The 13,528-nt window shown below is 66.2% G+C and carries 11 protein-coding genes; 8 read left to right on the forward strand and 3 right to left on the reverse strand.

Annotated elements, in window-relative coordinates:
- Positions 1-9: 9 nt before the first annotated feature.
- Genes paoC through paoA form a run of 3 tightly spaced genes read right to left on the reverse strand, consistent with a single transcriptional unit; the run spans position 10 to position 3,837 of the window.
- Entirely contained in the window at positions 10-2,217 is a 2,208-nt protein-coding gene (gene paoC, locus QA635_RS30710; RefSeq protein WP_283063305.1) for an aldehyde oxidoreductase molybdenum-binding subunit PaoC, read from the reverse strand.
- Between the two features lie 31 nt (positions 2,218-2,248).
- Positions 2,249-3,199 (reverse strand): FAD binding domain-containing protein, encoded by a 951-nt coding sequence (locus QA635_RS30715; RefSeq protein WP_283063307.1) that lies wholly within the window; start codon positions 3,197-3,199, stop codon positions 2,249-2,251.
- The gene (paoA, locus tag QA635_RS30720; protein WP_057015220.1) at positions 3,196-3,837 is read right to left on the reverse strand and encodes an aldehyde dehydrogenase iron-sulfur subunit PaoA; all 642 of its coding nucleotides are present in this window, start codon (positions 3,835-3,837) and stop codon (positions 3,196-3,198) included. Before paoA ends, QA635_RS30715 begins: the two co-directional genes overlap by 4 nt.
- Before the next feature lie 397 nt (positions 3,838-4,234).
- Between paoA and QA635_RS30725 the strand changes: the two genes are divergently transcribed.
- The 8 genes from QA635_RS30725 to QA635_RS30760 all read left to right on the forward strand — a co-directional run bounded on the left by QA635_RS30725 (position 4,235) and on the right by QA635_RS30760 (position 13,489).
- Entirely contained in the window at positions 4,235-4,996 is a 762-nt protein-coding gene (locus QA635_RS30725; RefSeq protein ID WP_092083615.1) for a crotonase/enoyl-CoA hydratase family protein, read from the forward strand.
- 61 nt (positions 4,997-5,057) lie between these two features.
- Positions 5,058-6,728: a bifunctional metallophosphatase/5'-nucleotidase gene (locus QA635_RS30730; RefSeq protein ID WP_283063311.1), complete on the forward strand. Its 1,671-nt coding sequence runs from the start codon at positions 5,058-5,060 to the stop codon at positions 6,726-6,728.
- A gap of 323 nt (positions 6,729-7,051) precedes the next feature.
- Positions 7,052-7,978 carry a histone deacetylase family protein gene (locus QA635_RS30735; protein ID WP_225161639.1) on the forward strand — a complete coding sequence of 309 codons (927 nt, stop codon included), beginning with the start codon at positions 7,052-7,054 and terminating at the stop codon, positions 7,976-7,978.
- 127 nt (positions 7,979-8,105) lie between these two features.
- Positions 8,106-8,357: an exodeoxyribonuclease VII small subunit gene (locus QA635_RS30740; RefSeq protein ID WP_028334494.1), complete on the forward strand. Its 252-nt coding sequence runs from the start codon at positions 8,106-8,108 to the stop codon at positions 8,355-8,357.
- Between the two features lie 544 nt (positions 8,358-8,901).
- Complete coding sequence (gene dxs / locus QA635_RS30745) at positions 8,902-10,830, forward strand: 1-deoxy-D-xylulose-5-phosphate synthase (RefSeq protein WP_050387827.1); 1,929 nt, start codon at positions 8,902-8,904, stop codon at positions 10,828-10,830.
- 103 nt (positions 10,831-10,933) lie between these two features.
- Positions 10,934-11,497, forward strand: coding sequence for a nucleoside 2-deoxyribosyltransferase (locus QA635_RS30750; protein WP_057015217.1), 564 nt, complete (start codon positions 10,934-10,936; stop codon positions 11,495-11,497).
- On the forward strand, positions 11,494-12,255 hold the full coding sequence (locus QA635_RS30755; RefSeq protein WP_283063319.1) for a TlyA family RNA methyltransferase: 762 nt from the start codon (positions 11,494-11,496) through the stop codon (positions 12,253-12,255). The genes QA635_RS30750 and QA635_RS30755 overlap by 4 nt, the downstream gene beginning before the upstream one ends.
- A complete protein-coding gene (locus QA635_RS30760; protein ID WP_283063321.1) occupies positions 12,248-13,489 on the forward strand; it encodes a class I SAM-dependent RNA methyltransferase in 1,242 nt (413 codons plus the stop codon). The genes QA635_RS30755 and QA635_RS30760 overlap by 8 nt, the downstream gene beginning before the upstream one ends.
- Positions 13,490-13,528: the final 39 nt, after the last annotated feature.

Consider the following 13,528-nt stretch of genomic DNA (forward strand, 5'->3'; position numbering starts at 1 on the left):
CGTCGCGCGCTACACCGGCTCCGGCATTCCTGCGAGCAGCTTGTCTAGCGTGATCGGATAGTCGCGCACCCGCACGCCGGTCGCGTTGTGGACCGCATTGGCGACCGCGGCGGCGACGCCGCAGATGCCGAGTTCGGCGACGCCCTTGGCCTTCATCGGCGACGAGATCGGGTCGGTCTCGTCGAGGAAGATCATCTCCTGATGCGGGATGTCGGCATGGACCGGCACCTCATAGGCAGCGAGGTCGTGATTGATGAACAGGCCATGACGCCTGTCGACGACCAGATCCTCCATCAGCGCCGCCCCGACGCCCATGGTCATCGCGCCGATCACCTGGCTGCGCGCCGCCTTCGGATTGAGGATGCGGCCCGCCGCGCAGACCGCAAGCATCCGCCGCACCCGGATTTCAGCCGTGTCGGCGTCGACGCCGACCTCGACGAAATGCGCGCCGAAGGTCGACTGCTGGTAGGTTTTCGCGAGATCGCCGTATTCGATGGCATCCTCCGCCACGAGGTCGCCGCCGCCGGCGGCCTGCGCCAGCGGCACGCTGCGATTGCCGGAGCGGACCACGCCGTCAGCAAACACCGCCTCCTCGGAATTGAAGCCGAGCTTCTGCGCAATGGCCTCGCGCAGCTTGGTGCAGGCGGCATAGACGCCGGCGGTGGAATTGTTACCGCCCCACTGCCCGCCCGAGCCGCAGGACACCGGAAAGTCGGAATCGCCGAGCCGCACCCCGACCTTGTCCAGCGGCACGCCCATCATCTCGGCCGCGGTCTGCGCGATGATGGTGTAGGAGCCGGTGCCGATGTCGGTCATGTCGGTCTCAACGGTCACGATGCCGTTCTGGTCAAGACGAACGCGTGCCGCCGACTTGGTCACGAGATTGTTGCGGAACGCCGCGGCGACGCCCATTCCGACCAGCCAGCGTCCGTCGCGGACCGCGCCGGGTTTCGGGTTGCGCTTGTCCCAGCCGAACCGCGCCGCGCCATCGCTCAAGCACTGCACCAATTGCCGCTGCGAGAAGTGCCGCTCTGGATGCTCGGGGTCGACCTGGGTGTCGTTGCTGATGCGCAGCACGACCGGGTCGATGCCGAGCTTGTCGGCGAGCTCGTCGATTGCGATCTCGAGCGCCATCATGCCGGAGGCTTCTCCGGGCGCGCGCATCGCATTGCCCTCCGGCAGATCGAGCGCTGCAAGCCGCGTCGCCGTCATCCGGCTGGCGCCGGCATACAGCAGCCGCGTCTGGCTCACCGCCATCTCGGGTTCGCCGTCCTTGACGTTGCCGGACCAGCTTTCGTGGCCGATCGCCGTGATCTTGCCGTCGCGCTCGGCGCCGATGCGGATGCGCTGGATCGTCGCCGGACGGTGCGTCGTGTTGTTGAACATCAGCGGACGTTGCAGCGCGACCTTGACCGGACGGCCGGCCGCGCGGGCGCCGAGCGCGGCGAGCAGCACCTCGGCGCGCAGGAACAGCTTGCCGCCGAAGCCGCCGCCGATATAGGGCGACACCAGACGGACATTCTCCTTGGCGATGCCAAGCGTCTTCGCCATGTCCTCGGCGCCCCAGGCGATCATCTGGTTGGAGGTCCAGACCGTGAGCTTGTCGCCGTCCCAGGCCGCGATCGAAGCATGCGGCTCCATCATCGCGTGGCCCTGATCGGGCGTCGTGTAGGTGGCATCGAGCTGCACGGGCGCACCAGCGAAGGCGGCGGCGAAATCGCCGACGGCGGTATCGGCCGGGCCGCCGAATGATGGGTGCGGCGTGACGCCCTTGTCCCGCTCCGCGGCGAGATCGAACTTGCCGTCGCCCTTGACGTAGTCGATCCGGACCAGCTGCGCCGCGGCCCGTGCCTGCTCGAAGGTCCCGGCGACGACGACGGCGACGGCCTGGTGATAATGCGCGATCTCCGGCCCGCCGAGCAGCGGCGCCGCATTGCGCTCGCCTTTGCCAAGCTTGCCGGCATTGCCCGCTGTGACGATGGCGAGCACGCCCGGCGCAGCCTTCGCCGCCTCGAGATCGATCGAACCGATCCGCCCTTTGCCGATCGCCGAACCGACCACGTAGCCATAGGCCTGGTTGGCCGCGACGTCGTGCCGCTCATAGGCGTAAGGCGCGGTGCCGGTGGTCTTCAGCGGCCCGTCGATCCGGCTGGTCGGGTGGCCGATCACCTTGAGTTGGTCGATCGGATTGAAGGTGGCGGGATGTTCAAAACGCATGATGTCAGGCCCTCATCTTAAGCCTTGGATCTTAAGCCCTGGCCTCGCGCAGCACCGCCGCGAGCGTTCGCTCGGCGAGCGGCAGCTTGTACGCATTGTCCTTGGACGGTTTCGCATCGGCGAACAGGCGCGCGGTGACGGCCTTGGCGCCAGCAGGCAATTCCGCCTCCGCCGCCTCGACGCGCCACGGCTTGTGCGCCACGCCGCCGAGCGCAACACGGCCGGTGCCGTCGCGTTGCACGATCGCGGCAACCGAGACCAGCGCAAAGGCATAGGAGGCGCGGTCGCGCACCTTGCGATAGGCCTGCGCGCCGCCGACCGGTTTCGGCAGCACCATCGCGGTGATCAGTTCGCCCGGCTCCAGGCTGGTTTCGATCTCGGGGCTGTCGCCGGGTAGACGATGCAGCTCGGCGATCGGGACGCTGCGCGTGGTGCCGTCGGGCCGCATCGTCTCGACGACGGCGTCGAGCGCGCGCATCGCCACCGCCATGTCGCTCGGATGGGTCGCGATGCAGGCGTCGCTCACACCGACCACCGCATGCTGGCGGCTGAAGCCGCCGATCGCAGCGCAGGCGCTGCCGGGCTTGCGCTTGTTGCAGGGCAGATTGGTGTCGTAAAAATAGGGACAGCGCGTCCGCTGCAGCAGATTGCCGGCGGTCGTCGCCTTGTTGCGCAACTGGCCGGAGGCGCCGGCGAGCAGCGCGCGCGACAGCACGCCATAGTCGCGCCGCACGCGGATATCGGCGGCGAGATCGGTGTTGCGCACCAGCGCGCCGATCCGCAAGCCGCCGTCCGCGGTCTCCTCGATGCGGTCGAGCGCCAGGTCGTTGACGTCGATCAGATGCGCCGGCGTCTCGATCTCGAGCTTCATCAGGTCGAGCAGATTGGTGCCGCCGGCGATGAACTTGGCGTTCGCGGTGCCGGCGGCGGCTGCGGCCGCCGCGCCCGGCGAGGCGGCGCGTTCATAGCTGAATGATCTCATGCGCTCCTCCCGGCGACCTCGCTGATCGCCTCTGCGATGTTGGAATAGGCGCCGCAGCGGCAGATGTTGCCGCTCATGCGCTCGCGGAGCTCGGCATTGGTCAGTCGCAGCGGCGCATTCAGATCCGCCGTGACATGGCTCGGGATGCCGGCCTTGACCTCGGCAAGCACTGCGACCGCCGAGCAGATCTGGCCCGGCGTACAATAGCCGCATTGATAGCCGTCATGCTCGACGAACGCCGCCTGCAGCGGATGCAGCCCGTCCGGCGTGCCGAGGCCCTCGATCGTCGTGATCTCGTCGCCCTGATGCATCACGGCGAGCGTCAGGCAGGAATTGATCCGCCGGCCGTCGACGATCACCGTGCAGGCGCCGCATTGGCCGTGGTCGCAGCCCTTCTTGGTGCCGGTCAGATGCAGGTGCTCGCGCAGGGCATCGAGCAGCGTGGTCCTGGTGTCGAGCTCGAGCTGGTGGGTTTCGCCGTTCACGTCAAAGGATACTCTCGTCATCACGGGCGCTCCGGTCGGGGCAGATTGGGCGGCCGCAGGCGGAGGCGTCGCGATCGACGACGCCGCAAGCGAGGCGGCTCCAACAATCAACAGATGGCGCCGCGATAGTTCCAAACGTCCGGAGATCTGCATGCCGCCGCTCTCCTCAAGTCAGCCGGACGCGGAACCACGACAACGACGTGTCGAGGTCTGTTCGGCCTGTCAGCAAAGGGGGGAATGCCGCGATCAGCGGAATGTTTCTCGCGGGGAAGTTAAACTCGTCGCGATTGCCACGGGCGCGGCAGGCGGGCAGCACCGGCGCCATCGTGGCGCGGGCGGAGGGCAGTATCGCCGTGCGCGTCCGGCCTACGACCAACGTCCCTGCCCGGAATCGCAAGATTCCGGCTATCTGCATTGCGCCGTTCTCATGCTCGCCCACGGAGAAAAGCAGCCCGGAACACGCTGGAGCTCTTGGGACCCGCAACGGATCATGTAGGATGGCGGCACGACCTCCACCGGCGACGATGCCGGCTGACCCTGGGACCGCTCGATGACCGCGCATGTCATAGTGACCGACGAAGCCGCCACGCGCGTGATCCGGCTGCGCAGGCCCGAGAAGAAGAACGCGATCACCCAGGAGATGTTTCGCGCGATCAGCGACGCGATCGACAAGGCGCAGAACAACCCGAAGATCCGCTGCCTGATCATCACCGGCGGCTCCGGCGTGTTCACTGCGGGCAACGACATCGAGGACCTGCTCGCGCAGGGCACCTCGACCAGTGAGACGCCGCCGGCCTCCGACCTCGTCAAGTTCCTGTATTCGCTGGCCCACAATGTGAAGCCGATCATCGCCGCCGTCGACGGCGTCGCGATGGGCATCGGCACCACCATGCTGTTTCACTGCGACTATGTGCTCGCCAGCAAGACCGCGCTGTTCTCGACGCCGTTCTCCAATTTCGGCCTGGTGCCGGAAGGCGCCTCGAGCCTGTTGATGCCGCGCATGATGGGCCACCAGCGTGCCTTCGCGATGCTGGTGATGGGCCGCACCATGTCGGCCGACGACGCCCGCGTCGCCGGCTTCGTCAATACCGTGGTGGCGCCGGGGCATGCCGAGGTGGAGGCGCACAAGGTGGCGCGCGAGATCTGCGCGCTGCCGGCCGAGGCGGTGGCGATCTCGCGGCGCCTGATCCGGCTGCCGCCGGAGGACGTCACCCGCCGCATCGAGCAGGAGAACCATCTGTTCAGCGAACGGATGCGCTCCGAGGAAGCAGTCGAGGCGTTCAAGGCATTCATGGCTCGCCCGAAGGATTGAAACGAAGCGTCGCAAAATTGTAGTGGCGCGGCGCCATGATCCCGTGCTCCATGGACAGGTCATGAGACAGCCCCGCCTTTCCCCTCTCGCCGCGCTCTGCGCGTTCGGACTGGCCGCAGCAAACCCCTGCCCGGCGCAGGCCGCGGAGCCGGTGAGCCTGCGCATTCTCGCGATCAACGATTTCCACGGCTATCTGCGGCCGCCGCCGGGTGGCATCCGCATCACCGACCCCGCTGACGCGACCAGGAAGATCATGGAGCCCGCCGGCGGCGCCGAGCGGATGGCCACCGTCGTCAAGCAGCTGCGCGAGGGCCACAAGAACAACATCTTCGTTGCGGCCGGCGACCTGATCGGCGCGAGCCCGTTCCTGTCGGCGATGTTTCACGACGAGCCGACCATCGAGTCGCTCTCGCTGATGGGGCTTGCGATCTCCTCGGTCGGCAATCACGAATTCGACGAGGGCAAGGACGAGCTGCTGCGGATGCAGAATGGCGGCTGCCATCCGATCGACAAATGCCAGGGGCCGCACCCGTTCACAGGAGCCAAATTCCGCTATCTCGCCGCCTCTACGATCGAGAAGGCGACCGGCAAGCCGGTGTTTCCGCCCTACGAGATCAAGCAATTCGACGGCATTGCAGTGGCCTTCATCGGGTTGACGCTGAAGAACACCCCGAACCTGGTGTCGCCGGCCGGCGTCGCAAGCCTCGATTTCCGCGACGAGGCCGAGACCGTCAATGCGCTGGTCCCCGAGCTGAAGGCGAAGGGCGTCGAGGCGATCGTGGTGCTGATCCACGAAGGCGGCTTTCCGACCGGCGACTATAATGAATGTCCAGGGATCTCCGGGCCGATTGTCGACATCGTCAAGAAGTTCGATCGCGCGGTCGACGTCGTGGTCTCCGGCCACACCCACCAGGCCTATGTCTGCGAGATCGACGGACGGCTCGTCACCTCCGGCGACAAGTACGGCACCCTGGTCACCGCGATCGATCTTCAGCTCGATCCGAACAGTCATGACGTGATCAGCGCCAGGGCCGCCAACACCATCGTGCGGATCGCCGGCACCGCCAAGGATCCCGAGCAGAGCGCGCTGCTGGAATCCTACGACCGGCTGGCCGCGCCGATCGCGAGCCGCGCGGCAGGCTCGGTCACCGAAACGCTGTCGCGTACACCTGCCGAAACTGGCGAGAGCCCGCTCGGCGACATCGTCGCCGATGCACAGCTGCTTGCAACCAGCGCTGAACCGAATGGCGGCGCGGTGATCGCCTTCACCAATCCCGGCGGCGTGCGCACCGACCTCGTCAAGCGCGAGGACGGCGCGGTGACCTATGCCGATATCTTCGCAAGCCAGCCGTTCCGCAACCAGCTGGTGACGATGACGCTGACCGGCAAGCAGCTCAAGGACGCACTGGAGCAGCAATGGGCCGATCCGAAGCGGCCGCGCGCCCTCCAGGTCTCGAAGGGGTTCTCCTATGCGTGGGATGCGAGCAAGCCCGATGGCGCGCGCATCATCGCCGCACGGATGTCGCTGGACGGCAAGCCGATCGACCCGGCCGCGAGCTACCGCGTCACCGTGAACAATTATCTCGCCGAGGGCGGCGACGGCTTCACGGTGTTCAAGCAAGGAACCGCGCAGCAGTTCGGCATCTACGACGTCGATGCGCTCTATGCCTACTTCAAGGCCAACAGCCCAGTAGGCCCAACGGCAGGCAAGCGGATCGAGCGGATCAACTGAGCGGCAAACTCGTCTTCGTCATGGCCGGGCTTGTCCCGGCCATCCACGTCTCTCTAGCGTTAGCGCCTTCGGACCAAGGACGTGGATGCCCGGCACAAGGCCGGGCATGACGAGTTCGGGGATCAGGCGGGCGGACTCTCAGAGACCTTGGCAAGGTGTCGAAGAACGAGCACCGGAACAGCGAGATCAAACGCGGCCCTTTCCGGAACGCCGCTAACGGCCTAGATTAGGGCCTGCTCTTGCATGATCTTGGTCGGAAAACCGCTGCGCACTTTTCCGGATCATGCGCCCTCGCACGCGCATCGATTGCGCCGGGAATTTGCATGACACTGCTTCTGACGCATTCCGCCTGTCTCGACCACCTGACGCCTCCCGGACATCCCGAACGCCCCGACCGGCTGCGGGCGGTCGCCGAGGTGCTCGGCGAAGATCGCTTCAAGGCGCTGGTGCGCGATTCCGCGCCGGAAGGCGACCTCGACACCGTGCTGCTCTGTCACGGCGAGCACTATGTCGGCGAACTCCGCCACATCGCGCCGACCTCGGGCATGATCTATATCGACGGCGACACTTCGATGTCGCCGGGCACCTGGGAAGCGGTGATGCGCGGCGTCGGCGGCGCGGTGGCCGCCACCGATGCGGTGATGGAGGGCAAGCATCAAAACGCGTTCGTCGCGGTGCGCCCGCCCGGGCACCACGCCGAGAAATCGACGCCGATGGGCTTCTGCTTCTTCGACAATGCCGCGATCGCCGCCCGCCACGCGCAGCGCAAATACGGCATCAAGCGCGCCGCAATCATCGATTTCGACGTCCATCACGGCAACGGCACGCAGGATATCTTCTGGGCCGACCCGACCGTGATGTATTGCTCGACGCACCAGATGCCGCTGTTCCCAGGCACTGGGGCCGCCGGCGAGCGTGGCGAGCACGACACTGTCGTCAACGCGCCGCTGGCGCCCGGCGACGGCGGCGCCAAGTTCCGCTCCGCTTTCGAGAACCTGATCCTGCCGCAGCTGGAGAAGTTCTCCCCCGAACTTATCGTCATTTCGGCGGGCTTCGACGCGCATCACCGCGATCCCTTGGCCTCGATCAACCTGACGGGCGAGGATTTCGGCTGGGTCACGCGCAAGCTGATGGATCTCGCCGACAAGAGCGCCGGCGGCCGCGTCGTCTCCGTCCTGGAAGGCGGCTACGACCTGCAGGGCCTGAAAGAGTCGGTGGCATCTCACGTCACCGCATTGATGGACGGGTAAATCCCCGCCACAATACGCCCGCAAAAATTCGATTGATTCTGCGCCGGGGCGAGCATGGCCTGCGACAGGTCATGTTTGGACGACAAGATCAGGTTGCGATCTGATCCACGCAATCGGGAACGCAAGAATGGCCGAGAATACCCAAGCCGACGTGAAGAAGCTCTCCTTTGAACGCGCGATCGAGGAACTCGAATCGATCGTCAAGCGGCTCGAGGACGGCAAGGTCCCGCTTGAGGAATCGGTCGCGATCTACGAGCGCGGCGAGGCGCTGAAGCGGCGCTGCGAGGAATTGCTGCGTCAGGCCGAAGCCCGCGTCGACAAGATCACCACCGACGCCTCGGGCCAACCGACCGGCACCGAGCCACTCGACGTGCAGTAGCGCCGCCGTCTACCTCGATCGTGCGGCGCGATGTCCGCCATGGCGGGCAATTGTTGCTGTGCATTTCCAGCCACCCGTAAACCCCCGGGGCTACCCGCGGGGTCGGGTACGGCTGCGAATCAGGCCGAGCCGGCCCGGCCGGCTGCCGCCAAATTAGGCGAATTGGAACCCGGCTCCCACCCGACTATTGAAAAGACTAGGTTTTTCAGCGCGCCGCATAGGAACCTTGCGGCCCCTATCGGGTTGGCTTTGGCTGCGGCTTTGGTGTAATGCTTCCAGTTCTATGGGCATTTGAGAGTGGCGGGCAGCCCGACTTTTCGGGCGGCATGCATCTCAAATGGTTCGACAAAACTGAACCGGGACGGGTGAAGAGCGACCAAGGTGATGCATATCACGTGGTCCAATCCGGAGTGAATCTAGGCTTACAACCAGGCACCGGCCTGCCGGGGCGGCACCCAGTGTCTGGCATTCGCTGCGCGGTGTGCGCGCCATCCCATCTCGCGTCGGGCGGTTCGTTCCGACAGGCAAAAATTGGAAATTCGCTGTGACCACATTTAGTAAGACGCCGCTTCTTGACACTATTCACACGCCGGATGACCTGCGCAAGCTGAAGGTCGAGCAGGTGCAGCAGGTTGCCGACGAGTTGCGCCAGGAAACCATCGACGCGGTGTCGGTGACCGGCGGCCATTTCGGCGCCGGCCTCGGCGTGGTCGAACTGACCACCGCCATCCACTACATCTTCGACACCCCGCGCGACCGCCTGATCTGGGACGTCGGCCACCAAGCCTACCCGCACAAGATCCTGACCGGACGCCGCGACCGCATCCGCACGCTACGCACCGGCGGCGGCCTCTCCGGCTTCACCAAGCGCACCGAAAGCGACTACGATCCGTTCGGCGCCGCGCACTCCTCGACCTCGATCTCGGCCGGCCTCGGCATGGCCGTGGCGCGCGATCTCTCCGGCGGCAAGAACAACGTTATCGCCGTGATCGGTGACGGCGCGATGTCGGCGGGCATGGCCTATGAGGCGATGAACAACGCCGGCGCGATGAACTCGCGCCTGATCGTGATCCTCAACGACAACGACATGTCGATCGCGCCGCCCGTCGGCGCGATGAGCGCCTATCTGTCGCGCCTCTACTCCGGCAAGACCTACCGCTCGCTGCGCGAGGCCGCCAAGCAGATCAACAAGCGCCTGCCGAAGATCCTCGCCAACCGCGCCAACCGCGTCGAGGAATATTCCCGCGGCTTCATGATGGACGGCGGCACGCTGTTCGAGGAACTCGGCTTCTACTATGTCGGCCCGATCGACGGTCACAATCTCGACCATCTGCTGCCGGTGCTGAAGAACGTCCGCGACATGGAGACCGGGCCGATCCTGGTTCACGTCGTGACCCAGAAGGGCAAGGGCTACGGCCCGGCCGAAGCCTCCGCCGACAAGTACCACGCCGTGGTCAAGTTCGACGTCGCGACCGGCACCCAGGCCAAGGCCAAGCCGAATGCGCCGGCCTACCAGAACGTGTTCGGCCAGAGCCTCGTCAAGGAAGCCGAGAAGGACGACAAGATCGTCGCCATCACCGCGGCGATGCCGTCGGGCACCGGCGTCGACATCTTCAACAAGGCGTTCCCGGACCGCACCTTCGACGTCGGCATTGCCGAGCAGCACGCGGTAACCTTCGCGGCCGGCCTCGCCACCGAAGGCTACAAGCCGTTCTGCGCGATCTATTCGACCTTCCTGCAGCGCGGCTATGACCAGGTGGTCCATGATGTCGCAATCCAGAGCCTTCCGGTCCGCTTCGCGATCGACCGCGCCGGCCTGGTCGGCGCCGACGGCGCGACGCACGCGGGTTCGTTCGACAATGCGTATCTCGGCTGTCTGCCGAACATGGTGATCATGGCCGCCGCCGACGAGGCGGAACTGGTCCACATGGTGGCGACGCAGGTTGCGATCAACGATCGTCCGAGCGCGCTGCGCTATCCGCGTGGCGAAGGCCGCGGCATCGAGATGCCGGAAGTCGGCGTTGCCCTCGAGGTCGGCAAGGGCCGCATCATCCGTGAGGGCAAGAAGGTCGCGCTGCTGTCGTTCGGCACCCGTCTCGCCGAGTGCGAGAAGGCGGCCGACGAACTCGCCGCGCACGGCCTTTCCGCGACGATCGCCGACGCGCGCTTCATGAAGCCGCTCGACGAAGAGATGATCATGAAGCTCGCGCGCGACCACGAGATCCTGATCACGATCGAGGAAGGCTCGATCGGCGGCTTCGGCTCGCATGTCATGCAGTTCCTGTCGGACAACGCCATGCTCGACAGCGGCATGCTCAAGTTCCGCTCGATGATCCTGCCCGACGTGTTCCTCGACCACGACACGCCGGCAGCGATGTATGCCCGGGCCGGTCTCGACGCCAAGAGCATCGTCGCCAAGGTGTTCGAAACTCTCGGCAAGGACTACAAGGCCGAGACCGTCAAGCTCGCCTGATCGCTGCGGGCGGCGCTCACTGGAGCATCTTCGGTTCTGATTGAATCAATCAGAACCGAAGCTCCAGGTTCTCGCTCGAAAACGCACCAGCCCCGGCACGTCCATGAAGATCTATCTGGCAGGTCCTGACGTGTTCCTGCCGGATGCCGTGGAGATCGGCCGCCGCAAGGCGGAGGTTTGCGCCTATCACGGGCTGACCGGGCTGTATCCGCTCGACAACAGCATCGATCCCACAGCCGCCGGCGTCTCACTCACCATCTTCAAGAGCAACGAGGCGATGATGGAGTCTGCCGACGCCATCATCGCCAACTTGACGCCGTTTCGCGGCCCCAGTGCCGACGCAGGCACGGTTTACGAACTCGGCTACATGGCGGGACGCGGCAAACTGTGCCTCGCCTATTCCAACGATCCCACGTCCTACGCCAATCGCGTGGCGCGGCTCAGTCAGGTCGTGCCGGCATCCGATGGACGCCTGATCGATGCGGAGGGGCTGACGGTGGAAGAGTTTGGATTGCCGGACAATCTGATGATGATGCACGCGCTCGACCTGCACGGCAGCCCGCTGGTGACCCCGCGCGAGCCGTCGGCCGACCTCTGGCACGACCTCACCTCCTTCGAGGCCTGCGTGCGGCTCGCTGCCGCGCAGCGCCGGCAGGCGGCGAAGTGACCAGAGCGGGCGACAACGACAACGACGCATCCGCCGGCAAGCGCATCGACGTACTGCTGGTGGAACGCGGCCTGTTCGAAAGCCGGGCGCGGGCGCGCGCCGCCATCGACGCCGGCCTCGTCACCGCCGACGGTAGGCAGATCGCGAAGGCGTCCGAGATCGTCGCACCGGGCGCGGCACTCTCGGCCGAGCCGGCGCATCCCTATGTCTCGCGCGGCGGCGTCAAGCTCGCCGGCGCGCTCGAGCACTATCCGATTGACGTCGAGGGCCATGTCTGCCTCGATGTCGGCGCCTCGACTGGCGGCTTCACTGAAGTGCTGCTCGCCAACGGCGCTAGCCTCGTGTTCGCCATCGATGTCGGCCACGGCCAGCTGCATCCCTCGCTGCAGGGGCATCCGAAGATCGTCTCCATGGAGGCCACCGACATCAGGAGTTTCGAGGGCAAGCGCCTGCCGGCGCGGCCCGACATCGTGGTGATCGACGTCAGCTTCATTTCGCTGAAGCTGGTGCTGCCGGTGGCGCTGTCGCTGGCGGCAGCTCCGATGCATCTTTTGGCGCTGATCAAGCCGCAATTCGAGGCGGCGCGCAAACACTCCAAGCGCGGCGTGATCCGCAACGCGATGGTGCACCAGGAGATCTGCGACGATATCGCCGCCTTTGCCGCCTCGCTGGGCTGCACCGACATTCAGGTGTTCCCGTCCTCGATCTCGGGCGGCGACGGCAATATCGAATTCTTCCTCGGCGCGCGCCGTGGCTGAGCTTCTCACCATCGACCATGTCGGCCACCGCGGCGACGGCGTCGCGATCGAGGGATCGCAATCGATCTTTGTGCCTTATGCGCTGGCCGGCGAAACGGTCGAGGTCGACGAGGTCCCGGGCAATCATCCCGACCGGCGGCGGCTGCTGCGGATCGCGCGGGAAAGCCCCGAGCGCATCGCGCCGTTCTGTCCACATTTCGGAGTCTGCGGCGGCTGCGCGATCCAGCACTGGAACGACGCGCCCTACCACGCCTGGAAGCGCAACGTCGTGGTCGAGACGCTGGCGCAGGCGAAGATTGCGGCGGAAGTCGCAGCCCTGATCGATGCCCATGGCGCGGGCCGTCGCCGCATCACGCTGCACGGGCGCATGGGCACCCATGACGTCCTCAAGGTCGGCTACGCCGCGGCAGGTTCGCACGACATCATCCCTGTCGATCGCTGCCCGATCCTCGATCCTGCGCTCGACGGTGCGCTCGAGGCGGCCTGGGCCACCGCCGAGCCGCTGACCGCGATCGGCAAGCCGCTCGACATCCAGGTGACCGCAACCGTCAACGGCCTCGACATCGACGTGCGCGGTTCCGGCGCGCTGCCGACCAGCCTGATCACCACTTTGTCGCGCGTTGCGGAGAAGCACCGGCTGGCGCGGCTGACACGCCACGGCGAGCTGGTGCTGCAGCGTGCCTCTCCCGAGATTGCGATCGGAAAGGCGAAGGTGGTGCTGCCGCCCGGCTCGTTCCTGCAGGCGACCGTCAAGGGCGAGGAGACGCTGGCCGCGCTGGTTCGCGAGCATTGCGGACGCGCCAAGCATATCGCCGACCTGTTTTGCGGCGTCGGTCCGTTCGCGCTGCGCCTTGCGGAGAAGGCGCGGATCGCGGCATTCGACAGCGACACGGGTGCGATCACCGCGCTGCAGAAGGCCGCGCAATCGACGCCGGGGCTGAAGCCGCTCAAGGCCGAGGCCCGCGACCTGTTCCGCCGTCCCCTGATGCCGCAGGAATTGCGCGATTATGACGCCGTCGTGTTCGATCCGCCGCGGCAGGGCGCGCAGGCGCAGGTCACCCAGCTGGCGGCGAGCAAGGTGCCGGTGATCGTCGCGGTGTCCTGCAACGCCGCAACGTTTGCGCGCGACGCGAAAATCCTGATCGACGGCGGCTACAAGATCGCAGCCGTCACGCCGGTCGATCAGTTCCGCCACACCCCCCATGTCGAGTTGGTGGCGCGGTTCGCGCGCTGACAGGACGCTGCGACTATCGCTGAGCGCGGGCAGTCTCGC

This window comes from Bradyrhizobium brasilense, assembly GCF_029714345.1.
Taxonomy (GTDB): domain Bacteria; phylum Pseudomonadota; class Alphaproteobacteria; order Rhizobiales; family Xanthobacteraceae; genus Bradyrhizobium; species Bradyrhizobium australafricanum.